Origin of the sequence: Porphyromonas loveana, assembly GCF_003096695.1 — a bacterium.
Classification (GTDB): Bacteria; Bacteroidota; Bacteroidia; order Bacteroidales; family Porphyromonadaceae; genus Porphyromonas; species Porphyromonas loveana.
In genome coordinates, this window is sequence record NZ_QEKY01000006.1 from 62,395 (window position 1) to 79,862 (window position 17,468).

Below are 17,468 nucleotides of genomic sequence, written 5' to 3' on the forward strand. Positions count from 1 at the left end.
TACTGGGAATAGCTTTCAGATTTAGTATCTTTGTTGTTATCGTACAGCAGTTTAAGTACTCCACCCGCTCATACGAGCACTGGGAATAGCTTTCAGATTTAGTATCTTTGTTGTTATCGTACAGCGGGCGGGGCGGTTGTTTAACGTTCCAGTAGACTGGGAATAGCTTTCAGATTTAGTATCTTTGTTGTTATCGTACAGCTGTCAACTTTCCCTATGAGTTTGACACAGAACTGGGAATAGCTTTCAGATTTAGTATCTTTGTTGTTATCGTACAGCTGTTCTGTTTTTTCTACGTGTGTGCAATAAGACTGGGAATAGCTTTCAGATTTAGTATCTTTGTTGTTATCGTACAGCAACAGGCCTATTTATGAGACACTATTCACTACTGGGAATAGCTTTCAGATTTAGTATCTTTGTTGTTATCGTACAGCAATTGGTTGATTGTATGGGAGTTAAAGAGCACTGGGAATAGCTTTCAGATTTAGTATCTTTGTTGTTATCGTACAGCTGTCAACTCTCTCATAATTGTTCCTCTTTTACTGGGAATAGCTTTCAGATTTAGTATCTTTGTTGTTATCGTACAGCTGTAGAGCGTCCGGAGCGCACCGTCGTGGAACTGGGAATAGCTTTCAGATTTAGTATCTTTGTTGTTATCGTACAGCAGTTTAAGTACTCCACCCGCTCATACGAGCACTGGGAATAGCTTTCAGATTTAGTATCTTTGTTGTTATCGTACAGCCAGACTCCGCTGGGCGAGATCGCTGCTCGTACTGGGAATAGCTTTCAGATTTAGTATCTTTGTTGTTATCGTACAGCAAGAGGAAAAAATATCGAAAACCGAATCGGACTGGGAATAGCTTTCAGATTTAGTATCTTTGTTGTTATCGTACAGCTCTATGCAAGAGTCCTTATTCGACAATCCTACTGGGAATAGCTTTCAGATTTAGTATCTTTGTTGTTATCGTACAGCAGACGGAGATTCTATTTTATCTCGTTCCTCACTGGGAATAGCTTTCAGATTTAGTATCTTTGTTGTTATCGTACAGCTCATGCGCATGGCAAGCATCTCACCAGGTAACTGGGAATAGCTTTCAGATTTAGTATCTTTGTTGTTATCGTACAGCAATACTGGATGCGCAGAAGAGATTCGAAAGACTGGGAATAGCTTTCAGATTTAGTATCTTTGTTGTTATCGTACAGCCTTGCGCAGGGAGATACGGAGAGCCTCTGCACTGGGAATAGCTTTCAGATTTAGTATCTTTGTTGTTATCGTACAGCATCTCGCAGACGATACGGATGCCAAGGCGGACTGGGAATAGCTTTCAGATTTAGTATCTTTGTTGTTATCGTACAGCAACATTATGCAAAAGATTAAGATCGGCAACACTGGGAATAGCTTTCAGATTTAGTATCTTTGTTGTTATCGTACAGCCATTTGCCATTTTTTCTACAGCTTCGAGCGACTGGGAATAGCTTTCAGATTTAGTATCTTTGTTGTTATCGTACAGCAGATCCCCAGTAAGTATCTATGGCACAGCAATGTACGAAGCATATCAGCTCTCAAAAAAAGACTGTATGCAACCTAAAAGCCGAGAGTTTTCTCGGCTTTTTAGTTTTCTACAATATGGGCTGATGCCTTTGGGAGGAGAAGATTTATACCGTTAAAACAGTTCGAGTTGAAGAGGTGGCTGATAAAACTCCCGCCCTTGGCCGCAGATGATTTCCATGGATGAAAACTGCTTATCTGTGATAGTCATCAAACCAATCTTACCTTTCTCTGGAATGGCAGACCGGACACGCCGACAATGCGTGTCAGCATTCTCCCGACTGGCACAGTGTCTGATGTAAATGGAAAATTGGAACATTTCGAAGCCATCCTGCAGCAAGGTTTTCCTAAAAGAAGCAGCACGTTTCCGGTCTGCTGCTGTATCGGTTGGTAAATCGAAAAACACCATTACCCACATACTTCGATAGGCTGAATATCGTGATCTGTATTCGCTCATTTACAGTCGAGGATAGACCAATCTTCGCTCTTTTCCCGCAAAGCACCGATATAGTGATGTGGCACTATGATGAATGGCAATGCTCATAGGATGAGTCTTGCCATCAATAATGGTATCAATTACGGGCAAGCTTAGGAGCTGCTTTTTATGCTCTGTAGTAAGCGATGAAGGAAGATCGTTAACAGCGTTTTGGGTCATACGATAGACAAGCAGATCAACGTAGGGACGATAAGGCTCCATCAAGTCATCAGCCAAACAGAAGTGATTGTACTTATTGTGATGGAAAATACCCACTGATGGCAATAAACCAGCTGTGGCTATCGCCCGAGCTGCCATCGCTCGAACTATGGCATATCCATAATTGAGTAGCTTGTTAGTCCAGTCGCCTTCTCTATCTCTCTTGAAAGAAGGGAAAGAGGGAAAGATATTGGACCAATAGTATGCAGCAGCCCTTGCCTCAATATTGTCAGCATCTCCGGACTTTACCAACTCTATCCACGCATGCATATTAGGGTGAGGCTCTCCCGTTGTTTGAGCGAGTGCCGCAGCCTGATTTGTTATTTTGGCACGGATGGTTTGCTGCCACAACTGCTTCTTGAGCGGAAGAGAGGCCTCTAATTGATCGTGTATGCGTTCGCTCAGTTCGGAGTGCCCGAGATAAGAGAGTAACATCCCCGTTGGATGGTGCGTCTCATCACAACTAATAATAGCACAACCTTGACCGATCAGAGCAGACAGCAAGGCTTGTGTGATCGTGATTTGCTTATTATCCAACACGACTATACCCAAGTCCTCAATAGGGAAGGATTGCCGACTGCTCTTTTTCAGATGCTCCGGCAGAGTGTCTGTTAGCTCTACCTCCGGCAGCCTCACCTCCAATTGCCCCATCTTTAGTCCAAGATATGCAGGAGAGCCAAAGTATAAAGTTCGCTTAATCATTGACGCAACAATGCTTAGTATTCACCTACTGCAACGATTCGACCAAGATGATTGACTCTAATTTTGACAAGCTGAGCCAAATCTTTTGCAGAACTAATTTGAACTTGAGTTACACCCCTCAGAAAAGAGGATTCTTTTTGACTACCAGAGACATATTGCTGTTTGAACATATAGATTCTTACATATCCAACCTTTTGGCGAGTTTTGGAGATTGCTTGAACTCTAAAAATGTGTGGGGCAAGCTCTGCGTAATTATCGGGGTTCATAATGTACTCCGGACTGAGGTCTTGGGGAACAAATGTCGTTCGTCTCTGGATCTTTCCAGTATCTATGTCCACCGTGTCCTCTTGCCGAGGTAATAGGAAGTACTCATTCTGTTTAATACTAAAAAGGAACTTCCATCCCAATGATTGATTTTTAACCTTATCAATGACTGGGAGATTCTGGTTTGACCTCTCTACCGCGTCAAAGAAACTAACGATGTCGTCCTCAATGCTGCCATCTGGTAGTGCATATACCGCTAAATGATGATTATTATCATTAGCCACATAGTCAATAGGGCGACCAGCCTCGTGGATTGGCATGGCGTTATTCTTGCCTCTGATACGGACCGACTTGATGGCAATACCTTTTTCTTCATTCAACCAAATGGGATTATTCTCTAAATCTGAGAATGCTTTCTCTTGTTGTCCATTATGCTTATTAAGTCTCTTTTCTAATATCCGTCTGATTCCTACGTCTATAACCTTATCAAGCTTGAGGTCTTTGTCAATCGGCTTCCGAAATACGAATCTATCGTCCAAAATCGTTTGCTTGACTTTCTTATCTGTGTATACAACGTTCATATTTTTATCCCTAAGCGGATTCTTCTCCATCGAATTCTTTCCTGTAAAGGCCAACTTAGGATCGCCGTTGAACTCTTGCAATCGTTCTGTCAAGATCGAACGAAGGAGGGGGGAGCTGACATATTGAATCTCCTCCATAGTCAATTTTGCTCCGATAGCAATCTCTTTTTCCTGATAGTAACGATTCTTGCCATACTTGGTTTCTAAATGCAATGCTCCACGAGGTGTCAAAGTCGTTTGTCGGATAGCCGTTTTGCGACCGGTCATTTTATCTCGGCCTGCAATGACATTGGTATTAGGAGTCGTTACTCTGCTTTTGACTTTGGTCGATATGATCACCCGAGAAAGAGCCTCTCTTGCTTGTGCTCTGATATTAGGCATGGGCAGGGCAAAACGCCCGTCTGATCCCATGAGTTGAGAGCGAAGCTTCTTTAATAATTCTAGCTTTTGGCGTTTATCCGTCACATCCGATCCACTATCACCATTAAGATACTGCACATGCTTTCTGGTGGTCAAAGCTGTGACAAGGGCATCCATGGCATGGTGTCTATGGTCATTACGCTTGCTCCAGTCCTTGATAACCTTGATTGATTGACCATCCTTTCGTTCGATCGTTTTAACAAGCTTCTCCTCGCCATTGGAAATGCGACTGTCTATCGATTCATAAATAGGCATATTAAGTTCTTTCATCGTATCAAGCAGCCCCCAGTCACGCCGCAGAATGGCTGTTATACTACCGTTGGTATGTACTATAGAAGGTGTTACTTGCAAAAGCATATCGGCAGCCAGCCGGATGATGTAACGCGTATTGGCAAGATCTCTATTGGTAAACTCATCGCTTAGATCCTTCTCGAGCAAGAGGAGCTTTTTGTATTTGGCAGGGCTGATCATTCTACTCTTTTTGAGTTCCTCTACTCGAAGTACATATTCGTTGGCTTGTTGGAATCCAAGAGTCCCCATATAGTCCAATGCAGTCTTGTTCCCCTTGTTCTTGTTCACAGCATTCAACTCCAACGTTTTGTTCGAGAAACTATCGTCATAGAACAGCGCCTTCGGAATGATATGCTCTATATCAAACTTAGGAGTGAATAACTCCTCAAGAGGGATATGCGTATTCGAATACAAGGTTTTATATCCCAGTGGCGCAAGCTCTTTCCATAGTCGATACTTGACGAGATCATTCTTAGAGGGATTATTAATTCCACATTTAATTTTTATCTCCTCAAGGTAGAGCACATTGCGTTTGGCTGCCTCTGCGATAGACGCTGTCATTGCCTTACGCTGTTTGCTATTGGATTGCATATCACGAGCCATCTCAAGGCGAATTTCATCCGGATTTCCATATTCGGCTATATGGGCATTGATTACATGAACCATCTGGTTGAGGATTTTTTCCACAACAGGATTGCGCAATGTTCCCTTGCGGAGCAAAGGTAATTTGTCAATCAGCTTACGTTGGTTATTTTCCTCTTTTGTCGTCCAAGAACTATGACGATAACCGGCCAATTTACAAGCTTGGTCATATTGATGTTCTGGTAAAAACGGGAGTATTTTGCGCATTGCCTTCGTACTTAGAGAGGCATACTCTTGTTCAAAACTCAATGACGCTAAAGGTGGACACAATTCAGGAGAAATACCGTATCGCTTGGACAAAGCTTTGCATAAGGATGTTATCCCCGTAGGCGAATTATCATCCTCTGAAGAATAGAGAAGATGCCACAAACTATAGTGAGGTTGTTTCCTTAGATCATCAGCAAAAGGATCAAAATGCAATAACTCGGAATTTATGCCCTCATTATTAAAGAATTGGCGAATGACATCTATCACTTGCTCGGGAGAAAGGGCAGGTTGTCCATTGGTGATTTTAGTTAGATTCTTTTCCCATTCGATCTGTTCTCCATCCGCCATCTCCTTCATGGTAAAGAATGCTCTCATCATCCTATTGTTAGTCCGATTTCCAAGCACTTCTCTAAAATTAAGCTTCCAAACATCCGAGTTGTATCCGAGAATATTCAGTATCTCATTCTCACTAAGGGAATCAAGGAGGTTGAGATAGCCAAATAATTTTTCTTTTGCCTCAAGGCAGAGAAATCCTCCTTGATCTGTCTTTTCGTCCTGCTGAAACAATTGCGCCTCCTGTTTATCCCATTTTCTAAGCCGTGAGACTTCGATCTGCCCTAATCGTTGCCATAATCTAAAGTGCTGAAAAATAGGAGAGGACTTTGGAGCAACACGTAGACCTTCGGTGTATTTGCGTCCATTTCGCTCAATCTCATGGGACTCGAATTCACAGAATGCCAGTTCGGATTTCTTCGATTTAAGAGGGCGTTGATAGAAAATAATACGGTTTCGGATGGGAAGCTTAGCTTCTTTCGTTAAGACTTCCGGATAGAATTTCTCCTGCTGCGCCCAAATACGATCAAATTCGTCGAGATAGTCTTGTCGATAGAAGACTTCGCCCCTAACCCTGTCATGAGGATTTTTCTGCAACCTTTGGTATAAGTATTCTCCGATTGTTTGATCGTTGGCAAACAAAATGCGACTACGATCCCCTATGGCTCCCAAATAACTACTGCTGCCGTTGATTTGTTTGCAGACTGATATGATGGCAGCTATCGCCATTGGAATAGAGATAACGCCTGCAGCTGCTAAGCTTCGACATTCGTAAGAAAAGTATTTGTTGAGAATGCTTTTACGGAGTTTCTTTCCATTGAGATAATCTTTGGGCAGCTCTGCTGGAGCAAGATTTGTCTTCGAGAATATGTGCTTTTCGAACTTTCCAGTCTTTAGATTTAGCAATGAGTCAAGCAAATCTTGCGTGAAAATGTTAGGATTTGTCTGTGCTTGGATATCCCAAATTTGCTTGAGTTCATTCGTGAGGTCAAAAATGTAGAAATCTATCTCAGCATATTTCCCCTGAACATATCGGTCGAACATATATTGCCCCGGAGTCTTCTTGTTTCTGATTAACTCCTTTGTTACAGCCATGGCATCAACCAATTTGCCGTCTTCTTCTGCACTCTTGCCTGTTTTTCGATTGCTCTTGTAGCCCCTACGTTTATTGATTGTCAGAAGAACTCTGGCAAATTCTTCTAAAGAAACCTTTTCGGAAGCAGCTTTTGAGCGTATTCTAAGGAGTTCGTGCGTGTCTGAGATTGGCTTCTGAAGGATCTTCTCTCTATCTTCAATAATCCCTGTCTTTTGTAGATGCTGCAACAAGCTTGATCGGCGCTGTTTGTAGCGTTGGAGTCTGCGACGCATAGAGCGTTTTGTTGTCCGGTCAGTTGTTGGAGAACACGACAATCCTTTGTTGAAATTTTCCGCATCAGCCGAAGACAATACTGTTCGCGTACTCAGATAAACTATTTTAGTTTGTTCTTCGGGCCTCTCTCCTTCTAAGACATAGGCTCCTCCAATAGAAGTCGTTCCGAGGTCTAAACCAAGTATTTTTTTCATCGTTTTAAAATTGTTTAGTATCAAATACATCTCAACTACCAAGGACTGAGAAGTAAAGACAGCGTTAATACAGCTGTTCGCACAAAAATAAACAAATCATTTTGTTATTTCAATAACTTGAAGTATATTTGCAGTACTAAATCTGAAGCTTTTCCCAACAAGGATTTTATTCCGTTGTGAAAACATTAAGAACAGGCTCTTCGAAGTTTTTCGGAGAGCTTCTTCTTTTTGAGCCTTATACTCTTCAATGCTCTTAGTTCATTCGGCTCTGTCTGCAGATAAGTCTTTATTTGGCTTATCTTTGCCGTCGTATGAAATTATCCGGAATGAATCGGTATGATTATATCGTCGTAGGAGGAGGGCTGGCAGGTCTCTATACGGCTTTCAAAGCATCGAGGCTTGGGCGGGTCGCTCTTATTACCAAGGCTGATATCCATGAAAGCAATTCTTACTTTGCACAAGGGGGGATTGCTGCCGTCACGGCAGCCGACGATGCGCCCGTTGATCACTATAGCGATACGGTGGAAGCCGGTCGCGGACTCTGCGAAGACGAAGCTGTAAGGGTGCTTACGGAAGAAGCGCCTGCCCGCATCTCTGAGCTGATCGAATGGGGAATGCGCTTCGACACGGAAGCAGACGGGCATCTGGCTCTTGCTCTCGAAGGAGGGCACCATCACAAGCGCATCTTACACGCCGGCGGGGATTCGACCGGTAGGATGATCACCAGCTTCATGATCGATAGCGTTCTCGCCACACCTGAAATAGAGATTTTTGTCAATCATCAGGCGGTGGAACTCCTCATCGACAGCAATGGCTGTCGGGGAGTACGCACATGGGACTGGGATCAAAGTCAGGAGGTTGTCTTCTATGGCAAACACACGGTGATGGCTACCGGCGGATCGGCTGCCATCTACCGACGTTCCACCAATCCGCAGACAACGCTCGGCGACGGCATCGCCCTCTGTTATCAAGCTGGCTGCGAAGTGAGAGACATGGAGTTCGTGCAGTTCCATCCGACAGCACTATACAACCCGGGTGGCGAAGCTTTCCTAATCAGCGAAGCGGTCCGAGGCGAGGGAGCCCACTTATATAATAGTAAGGGCGAGCGTTTCATGCAAGGCGTTCACGAACTTGCCGAATTAGCCCCGCGCGACACCGTTGCCCGTCAGATCTTCATGGAGATGCGACGATTGGGCGACGAGTACGTTTATCTCGACCTGAGGCATTTGGATCCGGATATGATTCATAAACGTTTCCCCACGATCTGCGCCCGCTGCGCGGAGTTAGGGCTTGACATGACGGATCGAATTCCCGTGGCTCCTGCTGCACATTATACAGTGGGAGGTGTGAGTACGGATCTGAACGGCTGTACGGCTGTGCCCCATCTCTATGCCGTTGGCGAAGTGGCATCGACCGGAATAATGGGCGCCAATAGGTTGGCCTCCAACTCGTTGATCGAATGCCTTGTCTTCGGCCATCGTGTCGTGGAGGATACAGTAAGCAGAGCGTCTTCCGTCCACCTCGACAACCTGCCGAAGCAGGTTGCAGGCACAGAGCCGAAGGACGTGACGATCTATCATACCATCCGCGAGCAACTCTCCAAACTGATGACCCATCATGTGGGCATCATCCGAAACGAAGACGGATTGCTATCGGTTCGGAGCCGGATCGAAGAGCTCAGGCGGTCGCTCTGCGGAGTCAACGACCTCTATGCTTCCTTCGCGGAGCAACTCCTCATCGTCGCACAACTGATCGTGCAAGGCGCTCTGGACCGTCACGAAAGCAGAGGCGGACATTATCGGGAGGATTACCCCGAGACCAGAGATGCCTACCGCAAGCATTCGTCCTACTCGCTTGGTTGAGAAAAAAAGGAGAAAGAACTAATCATAGTAAAGACCCCAATACATCCTATTACGAAGTTATGACTCATGAAGAAATGCTCTTGGAACGACTGATCGATCTGGCCATCGCCGAAGACATAGCCGATGGCGATATTTCCTCCAATGCGATCATTCCCCAGTCGGAAAAGGCTGTGGCTACCATGACAATGAAAGCCGATGGCGTTATCTCCGGCATGGAAGTGGCGCGTCGGGTCTTCGAGCGATTCGACACCGTTACTTGGACTCCATATGTGGCTGACGGCGACACGGTAAAGCGCGGACAGACCATTCTGCAGATAGAAGGCAGCTATCGGGCTTTGCTACAGGCCGAACGTCTGGCTCTCAACTTCCTACAGCGCATGAGCGGCATCGCCACGATGACAGCACGCTATGCCGAAGCCATAGCCGGCACGCAGGTGCGACTGCTGGACACCAGAAAGACAGCTCCCGGGATGCGCATTACAGACAAGATGGCTGTTCGTCACGGCGGCGGGCACAATCATCGGATGGGGCTTTATGACATGATCATGCTCAAGGACAATCATGTGAAGATAGCCGGAGGCATAACTAAGGCGATCGAATCGGCCAGACGGGATCTGCCATTGTCGATCAAGCTGGAAGTGGAAACGTCCACACTCTCTCATGTAGAAGAAGCCGTGCAATGTGGTGCCGACATCATCATGCTGGACAATATGGACAACGACACCATGAAACGTGCTGTGGAGCTGATCGCCGGTCGTGCCAAGACGGAAGCCAGTGGCAATATGAACCTCGAACGCATCCGTAGCGTGGCAGAGACAGGGGTGGACTACATCAGCGTAGGCGCTCTGACCCATAGTGTGACAGCCATGGACATCAGTATGAACTTTCTTGTAGCACAATAAGCAAACGACCATGCAGACTAAAGAAATCATTCGTGAGATAGAGCGCCTCAAGAAAGAGAAGAATGCCATTATCTTGGCGCACTACTATGCACGGCCGGAGGTGCAGGATATTGCAGACTACATAGGCGATTCGCTGGGGCTATCCCGTCAGGCGGCAGAGACCCAAGCCGATGTGATCCTCTTCTGTGGGGTGCACTTCATGGCTGAGACTGCTTCGATCATTTCTCCCGACAAGACGATCCTGACTCCTACCGAATACGCAGGATGTTCATTGGCGGAAGGAGCTTCGGCCAAAGGGCTGCAAAAGTGGAAGGAAAAGAACCCCGACGGTTTGGTCGTGAGCTACGTGAATACGACGGCCGAGGTAAAGGCATGGACGGACTACTGCTGTACCAGCAGCAATGCACTCAAAGTGGTGGAGAGCCTGCCGAAAGACAAGAAGATTCTCTTCGGGCCGGACAGGAATCTCGGTGCTTATATCCGAGAGAAGACAGGACGTGACATGGAGCTATGGGATGCTGCCTGCTTCGTGCATGAGCGCATCAGCACGGAAGCCATTTTGGAGACTTTGGAGCTGTATCCGGATGCCGACATCCTCATTCATCCCGAAAGCGCAGGCGCACATTCGCAAGAGGTATTGACTAACGAACGATGCTTTATGTACTCAACGGCGGGTATCCTCAAGCATGCTCGTGAGTCAGACAAGAAGCAATTTGTCATCGCAACTGAACCAGAGATTCTCCACTTCCTCCACAAAGAGAATACGGGCAAGACATTCATCCCCATCCAACCGGAGAACCGCTGCTTCCACATGAAGCAGAGCGGTCTGTGGGAGGTATTGGAAGCATTGCGCCTCAATCGTTATGAGGTGAAGGTACCTGCAGACATCCGCGAAAAGGCTCTCTTCTCCATCGAACGAATGATGGCCATCGGATAAGGGCTTAAACCATAGAAGAATCCGTGTGTCCAAAATATCATAGTGGTGCATGTCGCCATTCAGACAAACGGAACAAAGAATTAATGAACAGATCATAGACAACCCAATGAGTGAAACCATTGACATCAAAGCTCTCACCGAGCTGATAGAGCAGAAAAGCTCATTCGTGAATCTCATCTCGCGCGGCATGGCGCAGAATATCGTAGGGCAGAACCACTTAGTCGAATCCTTGCTGATCGGTCTCCTGGCCGATGGTCACATATTGCTCGAAGGTGTTCCCGGACTGGCCAAGACGCTGGCCATAAAAACGCTGGCAGGACTGATTGATGCCAAGTACAATCGTATCCAGTTCACCCCTGACCTATTGCCGGCCGACGTGGTGGGAACGATGATGTACAGCCAGAAGCGCGAAGAGTTCCAAGTGAAGCAGGGACCGATATTTGCCAACTTCATCCTCGCCGATGAAATCAACCGTGCACCGGCCAAGGTGCAAAGTGCTCTGCTCGAAGCCATGCAGGAAAGACAGGTGACCATCGGTGAGACCACATACAAACTGCCCGAACCATTCCTCGTCATGGCGACGCAGAATCCCATCGAACAGGAAGGCACCTACCAACTGCCCGAAGCACAGGTGGACCGTTTCATGATGAAGGTGCTGATAGACTATCCCGAGAAGAAAGAGGAAATGCAGATCATTCGTCAGAATATCGGCGGTGAATTGTCGGACATCCGTCCCGTCATCAATACGGCTGAAATACTGGAAGCTCGACGCGTGGTCAGACAGGTGTATTTGGACGAGAAGATCGAACGCTATATCGTTGACATTGTTTTTGCCACACGCTATCCTGAGCAGTTTGGTTTGAACGATCTGAAGGATATGATCAGCTTCGGTGCTTCGCCCCGTGCTTCCATCAATCTGGCTTTGGCCGCGAGAGCCTATGCTTTCATCAAACACAGAGGTTACGTAATTCCCGAAGATGTGCGTGCCGTATGCCACGACGTCATGCGCCATCGCATCGGCCTAAGCTACGAAGCCGAGGCCAACAACCTGACGGCCGACGCTGTGATAAATGAAATACTGAACAAAGTAGAGGTACCCTAAGGAAAAGACAGGTGCAGACGAACGACTTACTCAAGAAAGTTCGCCGGATCGAGATCAAAGCCCGCGGTCTCTCGCGACAGATCTTTGCCGGACAGTACCACTCTGCTTTCCGAGGCCGCGGTATGGCCTTCAGCGAAGTGCGCGAGTACACGGTAGGGGATGATGTGCGAGACATCGACTGGAACGTCACGGCGCGTTATGCCCGCCCCTACGTTAAGGTATTCGAAGAGGAGCGAGAGCTGACGGTCATGCTCATGGTGGATATGTCCGGTTCGCTTTCTTTCGGTTCCGAGGTGGAGACCAAGCGAGAACTAACGGCCGAAGTGGCTGCGACGCTGGCATTCTCTGCCATCCAAAACAACGATAAGATCGGAGTCCTTTTCTTCACCGATCGAATAGAAAAGTACATCCCGCCCGCCAAAGGCAAGAAACACATCCTCTATATCATCCGCGAGCTGCTGGAGTTCCATCCACAGAGTCATGCTACGGACCTTTCTGTTCCGCTTTCTTATCTGACGCGCTTGGTGAAGAAGCGCTGTACGGCTTTTCTCATTTCGGACTTCTTGTCGGAAGTTGAGACGTACGAGCGCGCGCTGATGATGTCGGCTCGCAAACACGATATCGTGGCCATCAATATATTCGACCGCAGAGAGGTTGAGCTGCCCAATGTGGGCTTGATGCAGTTCCGCGATGCAGAGACAGGACAGACGCGTTGGATCGACACCTCGGATCGGGCTGTTCGTCACACCTATTCGACTGCATACGACCATCATCGTGCAGCCCTTTCGGTTCTTCTGAAGCGTTGCGGCGTGGATTCGACAGAGATCCGCACGGGACAGGACTTCGTACAACAGCTCCTCATCCTATTCAAAAAACGCTCATGAGACCATCTTATCTTTCTATACGCTTCCCGATCTTGCTACTTGTTTTCCTCGCAGCCTTTTCTTGGGCAGGAGCACAAGAACTGTCCATCACGAGCAAACTGGATCGGGCTGAGATGCAGATAGGCGAACAGGCAGTCATCGACATCACCATTCGCACAGCCGATCTGGATCATACCCATTTGCAAGTCCCGAACGACTCGTCGATGATGCAGATGGAAATCTTAGCCTTTGGCGTGACCGATACGGTGGAGGTGAAAGCTCCCATCGTGGAGATCAAGGCTCAGATGGTCATTACCTCCTTCGATTCGACCCTGCTGGAGATCCCTCCTTTCATCGTCACTGACGGACAGTCTCAGGCCATGACAAAGAGCCTGTTCCTCAAGGTGACCATGCCAGAGGTAGATATGTCCAACCCCGACTCCATATACGATATCAAGGAGCCGTGGGGAGTGCCGTACACGTTTACGGATCTATTGAACCTCCTACTCCGCCATCCCCTTACGTGGATTATTCTGGTTGTCTTCCTCGGTGCACTTGCTCACCATTTCTATAAGAAATACAAGGAACGACAAGCTCTTCGACCGGAGAAAAAGCCCGACGAACCGACTCTGCCGGCCTATGACCGCGCCATTGCCGCGTTGGAAACCTTGCGACAGAAAAAGCTGGTGGAAGCAGGTCTCTTCAAAGAGTACTTTACTGAGCTGACCGATCTGTTGCGAGACTATATATCCGAGACGCGTCAGATTGATGCCCGTGAGATGACCAGCAGTGAGATACTGGAAGCATTGCAGCGCATCGAACTGCCGGAGAAAGAGCGTTTGCTCTTGCGCAGCATATTGCAGACGGCCGACTTGGCTAAGTTTGCCAAATACAAACCCATGCCCGGAGAGGATGCCGAAGCCATACGACAGGCTCGCGTTTTCCTTGACGAGGTGCATAACTTATGGGAGTCATGACCTTTGCCTATCCCGAATTGCTCTGGTTGCTACTCATGCTGCCGTTGATGGCAGCCTGGTACATACTGAGTGCACGCAAGAAGCAGGCGACAATGACGCTTCCCTCGCTCCATCCCTTTGCCGGAGGTCGCAGGGGTATTCGCGTCTATTTACGTCATCTGCTCCCCGTGCTGAGAATCCTCTGTGTCGGCTTTGTGATCATTGCATTGGCGCGCCCGCAGAATACCAATAGCTGGCAGAAAGACTCCATCGAGGGGATCGACATCATGTTGGCGATGGACGTATCGGGCAGTATGCAGGCGATGGACTTCAAGCCCAATCGCTTGGAGGCGGCCAAAGATGTAGCCATCACCTTTATCAATAACCGCCCGAACGACAATATCGGCATGGTTACATTTGCCGGAGAGAGTTTCACTCAGTGTCCGCTCACGACTGACCACACCGTTCTGCTCAATATGGTGCAAGACCTGCAGATGGGCGTGTTGGACGACGGCACGGCCATCGGCATGGGATTGGCCACGGCAGTCAATCGGCTCAAGGACAGTAAGGCCAAGAGTCGTGTCGTAATCCTACTAACGGACGGCTCCAACAATATGGGCGACATCACGCCCCGTATGGCTGCTGATATAGCCAAGACCTTCGGTATCCGCGTTTATACCGTAGGAGTCGGAACGCGAGGCGAAGCCCCGTTCCCCATTCAGACCGAGTTTGGCGTACGAATCCAAAATGTTCCCGTTGATATTGACGAACCCACATTGGACGGCATCGCCGAGGTGTCGGGAGGGAAATACTTCCGCGCCGTTGACAACAAGACACTGAATGAAATCTACAAGGAAATCGACAAGCTGGAGAAGACGCGACTCATGACGAAGAGCTTCAAGGCTTATGAAGAGAAATACCTCGCTTACGCCCTTGTGGCTTTCTTCCTCCTATTAGCAGAGTTCCTCTTGCGTAATACGATCCTCCGCACCAATCCGTAAAACCTATTCACAGATTGCTCTCCATGTACAGATTCTATTCGCCGGAATATCTATATCTCCTATTGCTCATCCCCTTGCTCATGGGCGTGGGCTTCTACGCTTTCCGCAAGAGACGAGCGCAAGAGAGACGCTTCGCCGAACTTCCCCTGCTCAAAACTCTCAAGCCTGAATCCAGTACGAAGCGTCGCATCTGGCGGAATGGCTTTCTGCTTCTGGCTCTCGTTTTCACGATCGGAATGCTTGCCCGTCCGCAAGTCAGCGCCCGACAAGATGTACCCAAGGAAGAGAAAGGCATCGAAGCGATGATCTGCCTGGACATATCTAACTCTATGCTTTGCGAGGATGTCAAGCCCAATAGGCTCAGCTTCGCCAAGCAAGTACTCGGCCGCCTCTTCGACGTCATGCGGAACGACAAAGTGGGGTTGGTCGTCTTTGCAGGAAATGCTTACACCCAAATCCCCATTACGACCGACTTGTCGGCTGCGAAGCAATTCCTCTCGGACATCAGTCCGAGCATGGTCACGGCTCAGGGAACGGCCATCGGTGCTGCCGTGGATTTAGCCTCGAAGTCATTCTCTGACAATAAAGAAATAGGCAAGACCATCATCGTTCTCACCGATGGAGAAAACCACGAAGGCGATGTGCTCGAAGCCGTAGGCCGGGCCAGAGAAGCCGGCATAAGGGTAAACGTCGTAGGGCTTGGCACATCGGAAGGTGCGCCCATCCCTTATGAAGGAGGCTATCTCAAAGACGAAGGAGGCAATCCGGTAGTTACCAAGTTCGACGAACAGATGTGCAAAGAGATCGCGACAGCCGGCGACGGCACGTTCTTCTCCGGACAGAGTGCATCGGCTCTCGTGCGGGCTGTGGAGAGTCAGCTGGACAAACTCCCCAAAGCTGTTCTCACATCTTCGGCCTCTTCCGGTTACCGCGAGGTATATGGATGGTTCGGCTTGGCTGCTCTGGTCTGCCTGTTGTTGGAATTCGCCATTCAGGAGCGCAAGAGTCGCTTCTTCAGTAAGCTCAAACTGTTTGACCGATGACACATATACGACATCTCATAGTGGGAGTCCTGCTCCTCCTATTATCTGTAGCACAGTTGGCATCGCAGAACATTCGCGAGGATGTGCGCCGCGCCCGCAAGGTGTATCGCAATCATCAGTATGCCAATGCCGAAGTGGTTTACAGAAAAGCTTTGGCACAAGACAGCACCTTCACCGAAGCCCGTTTCGGACTGGCGGGTGCACAGTATGCACAAGGACGTACCGACGAAGCTCTCCAAGAATATACGGCACTCATGCAAGATCCTACCCTCTCGCCCAAGCGCCGAGCCGAACTCATGCACAATCTCGGCAATGCACTGATGAAAAAGAAAGACTACCGACAGAGTGTGGAGGCTTACAAACATTCGCTGCGACTGAATCCGACCGACGACGAAACGCGCTACAATCTTGCACTGGCCATGAAGCTACTGCGCAACCAGCAACAACAAGGCGGTGGAGGCGATGACAATCAAGAGCAGAACCAAAACAGCAACCAAGACAAAAATCAGCAGCAGAACAACCCAAACAATAATCAGGGTCAGCAGCAGCCACAGCCTGCCAAGCAGGACAATACGCAACAGAACAAACAGGACCGACAGAATGAAATGAGTCGGGAGAGTGCCGAGAAGATTCTGAAAGCCTACGAACAAGACGAGGAAAAAACTCGCGAAAAGGTGGAACAGATGCGTAAGCTGCAAGTGAAGCAACAAAAGGGCGGCTCTACCAAGAAGTGGTAAAGCGACTTCTCTTCCGAAGACAAAGCCCGTGAGCAGAGAATGCTCACGGGCTTTGTTATTAATCGCTCCCAGCAATGGGGCAGCAATTTTATCATTTCTCTTTATGGAAAAGCATTTCTTATCCCCATACCACTATAGTAATAGCCCAATCGCTGAAAGGCATAGTAATTTGCCCCATATTCCAATGTGCCGGGTGTGTGATAAGAAGCTCTAAACCCCGGTTTTATTACATATTCTTTGACGATACGGCCGTAGAATTCGACCACGCCCACGTCACTGATTTGAGCCAGATGTCCCGTTTCGTGCTGCAACAAATATCTGTCATAATGAAGATTTCCGGTTCGTTTGACAGCAACATGGCGCCCTAAAGTTATTCCGGATCCATTACGCATAAAAACAGATCCTCGCCTATAAACTTGTGCGAAGCCTTCCAATGCGCCATACTTCGTGTCAGGGATAAAGGTTGCCCCTAATACCACTATCCGCAATCCGGCCATCCCCATGGTCAAAGCAACTCCAATGAGAACTCCTTCCCATAGATAAACGGCATCTTGCTCCGCAGCGGCCATCATCGCTCCGCCAATGAGTCCGACAGTAAGGCCTTTCAGGATGGAATGACCCAGCTCACACATCGCGTTTTTAAGAGAACCGCCGACAATACCGATAAAACCACCGATAGCCGCACTCATGCTGCCAAAATGCGTCATTGTTTAGTATAAAACTACTCAAGTAACAAAACAAAATTAGGTTGGTAAAGTAAGCATATTTTATCATCAAGCTCAATAGAGCTGATGTACATGATCGTTGTTCGCCTCTCCA

The 17,468-nt window shown here is 48.0% G+C and carries 13 protein-coding genes and 1 CRISPR repeat array; of the genes, 9 read left to right on the forward strand and 4 right to left on the reverse strand.

All coding sequences use genetic code 11. From position 1 onward, the window contains the following. The first annotated feature begins 1 nt into the window (after position 1). A CRISPR array of direct repeats spans positions 2 to 1,512; the repeat unit is 47 nt; unit sequence ACTGGGAATAGCTTTCAGATTTAGTATCTTTGTTGTTATCGTACAGC. A gap of 152 nt (positions 1,513 to 1,664) precedes the next feature. From cas2 to cas9, 3 genes are read right to left on the reverse strand one after another with little or no spacing between them, the layout of a single operon-like run. Then, on the reverse strand, positions 1,665 to 2,006 hold the full coding sequence (cas2, locus tag C7382_RS04460) for a CRISPR-associated endonuclease Cas2 (protein WP_165815122.1): 342 nt from the start codon (positions 2,004 to 2,006) through the stop codon (positions 1,665 to 1,667). Beyond that, positions 2,007 to 2,945 carry a type II CRISPR-associated endonuclease Cas1 gene (gene cas1, locus C7382_RS04465; RefSeq protein ID WP_116679116.1) on the reverse strand — a complete coding sequence of 313 codons (939 nt, stop codon included), beginning with the start codon at positions 2,943 to 2,945 and terminating at the stop codon, positions 2,007 to 2,009. 14 nt (positions 2,946 to 2,959) lie between these two features. Beyond that, positions 2,960 to 7,246, reverse strand: a complete 4,287-nt coding sequence (gene cas9, locus C7382_RS04470; protein WP_165815123.1) for a type II CRISPR RNA-guided endonuclease Cas9 — start codon at positions 7,244 to 7,246, stop codon at positions 2,960 to 2,962. A gap of 326 nt (positions 7,247 to 7,572) precedes the next feature. On the opposite strand from cas9, the gene nadB reads away from it, so the two are divergent. From nadB to C7382_RS04515, 9 genes are all read left to right on the forward strand, one after another. After that, positions 7,573 to 9,108 (forward strand): L-aspartate oxidase, encoded by a 1,536-nt coding sequence (nadB, locus tag C7382_RS04475; protein ID WP_116679118.1) that lies wholly within the window; start codon positions 7,573 to 7,575, stop codon positions 9,106 to 9,108. Positions 9,109 to 9,167: 59 nt separating this feature from the next. Further along, positions 9,168 to 10,010 (forward strand): carboxylating nicotinate-nucleotide diphosphorylase, encoded by an 843-nt coding sequence (gene nadC, locus C7382_RS04480; protein ID WP_116679119.1) that lies wholly within the window; start codon positions 9,168 to 9,170, stop codon positions 10,008 to 10,010. A gap of 10 nt (positions 10,011 to 10,020) precedes the next feature. Continuing rightward, on the forward strand, positions 10,021 to 10,947 hold the full coding sequence (gene nadA, locus C7382_RS04485; protein WP_116679120.1) for a quinolinate synthase NadA: 927 nt from the start codon (positions 10,021 to 10,023) through the stop codon (positions 10,945 to 10,947). A gap of 106 nt (positions 10,948 to 11,053) precedes the next feature. Further along, complete coding sequence (locus C7382_RS04490) at positions 11,054 to 12,049, forward strand: AAA family ATPase (RefSeq protein WP_116679121.1); 996 nt, start codon at positions 11,054 to 11,056, stop codon at positions 12,047 to 12,049. Positions 12,050 to 12,060: 11 nt separating this feature from the next. Continuing rightward, a complete protein-coding gene (locus C7382_RS04495) occupies positions 12,061 to 12,933 on the forward strand; it encodes a DUF58 domain-containing protein (protein WP_116679122.1) in 873 nt (290 codons plus the stop codon). Then, positions 12,930 to 13,889 carry a hypothetical protein gene (locus tag C7382_RS04500; RefSeq protein ID WP_116679123.1) on the forward strand — a complete coding sequence of 320 codons (960 nt, stop codon included), beginning with the start codon at positions 12,930 to 12,932 and terminating at the stop codon, positions 13,887 to 13,889. Before C7382_RS04495 ends, C7382_RS04500 begins: the two co-directional genes overlap by 4 nt. Next, positions 13,886 to 14,869, forward strand: coding sequence for a vWA domain-containing protein (locus C7382_RS04505; protein WP_116679186.1), 984 nt, complete (start codon positions 13,886 to 13,888; stop codon positions 14,867 to 14,869). Before C7382_RS04500 ends, C7382_RS04505 begins: the two co-directional genes overlap by 4 nt. 23 nt (positions 14,870 to 14,892) lie before the next feature. Then, positions 14,893 to 15,912 (forward strand): vWA domain-containing protein, encoded by a 1,020-nt coding sequence (locus C7382_RS04510; RefSeq protein WP_116679124.1) that lies wholly within the window; start codon positions 14,893 to 14,895, stop codon positions 15,910 to 15,912. After that, a complete protein-coding gene (locus tag C7382_RS04515; protein WP_116679125.1) occupies positions 15,909 to 16,649 on the forward strand; it encodes a tetratricopeptide repeat protein in 741 nt (246 codons plus the stop codon). Before C7382_RS04510 ends, C7382_RS04515 begins: the two co-directional genes overlap by 4 nt. A 101-nt stretch (positions 16,650 to 16,750) precedes the next feature. On the opposite strand, the gene C7382_RS04520 is transcribed toward C7382_RS04515, so the two are convergent. Beyond that, complete coding sequence (locus tag C7382_RS04520) at positions 16,751 to 17,338, reverse strand: hypothetical protein (protein ID WP_116679126.1); 588 nt, start codon at positions 17,336 to 17,338, stop codon at positions 16,751 to 16,753. Positions 17,339 to 17,468: the final 130 nt, after the last annotated feature.

Coding starts and splice junctions, on each gene's coding strand:
- nadC (WP_116679119.1), top strand. CDS start 9,168: ATGACTCATGAAGAAATGCTCTTGGAACGACTGATCGATCTGGCCATC.
- C7382_RS04490 (WP_116679121.1), top strand. CDS start 11,054: ATGAGTGAAACCATTGACATCAAAGCTCTCACCGAGCTGATAGAGCAG.
- C7382_RS04520 (WP_116679126.1), bottom strand. CDS start 17,338: ATGAGTGCGGCTATCGGTGGTTTTATCGGTATTGTCGGCGGTTCTCTT.
- cas1 (WP_116679116.1), bottom strand. CDS start 2,945: ATGATTAAGCGAACTTTATACTTTGGCTCTCCTGCATATCTTGGACTA.
- cas2 (WP_165815122.1), bottom strand. CDS start 2,006: ATGAGCGAATACAGATCACGATATTCAGCCTATCGAAGTATGTGGGTA.
- C7382_RS04500 (WP_116679123.1), top strand. CDS start 12,930: ATGAGACCATCTTATCTTTCTATACGCTTCCCGATCTTGCTACTTGTT.
- cas9 (WP_165815123.1), bottom strand. CDS start 7,246: ATGAAAAAAATACTTGGTTTAGACCTCGGAACGACTTCTATTGGAGGA.
- C7382_RS04510 (WP_116679124.1), top strand. CDS start 14,893: ATGTACAGATTCTATTCGCCGGAATATCTATATCTCCTATTGCTCATC.
- nadA (WP_116679120.1), top strand. CDS start 10,021: ATGCAGACTAAAGAAATCATTCGTGAGATAGAGCGCCTCAAGAAAGAG.
- nadB (WP_116679118.1), top strand. CDS start 7,573: ATGAATCGGTATGATTATATCGTCGTAGGAGGAGGGCTGGCAGGTCTC.
- C7382_RS04515 (WP_116679125.1), top strand. CDS start 15,909: ATGACACATATACGACATCTCATAGTGGGAGTCCTGCTCCTCCTATTA.
- C7382_RS04505 (WP_116679186.1), top strand. CDS start 13,886: ATGACCTTTGCCTATCCCGAATTGCTCTGGTTGCTACTCATGCTGCCG.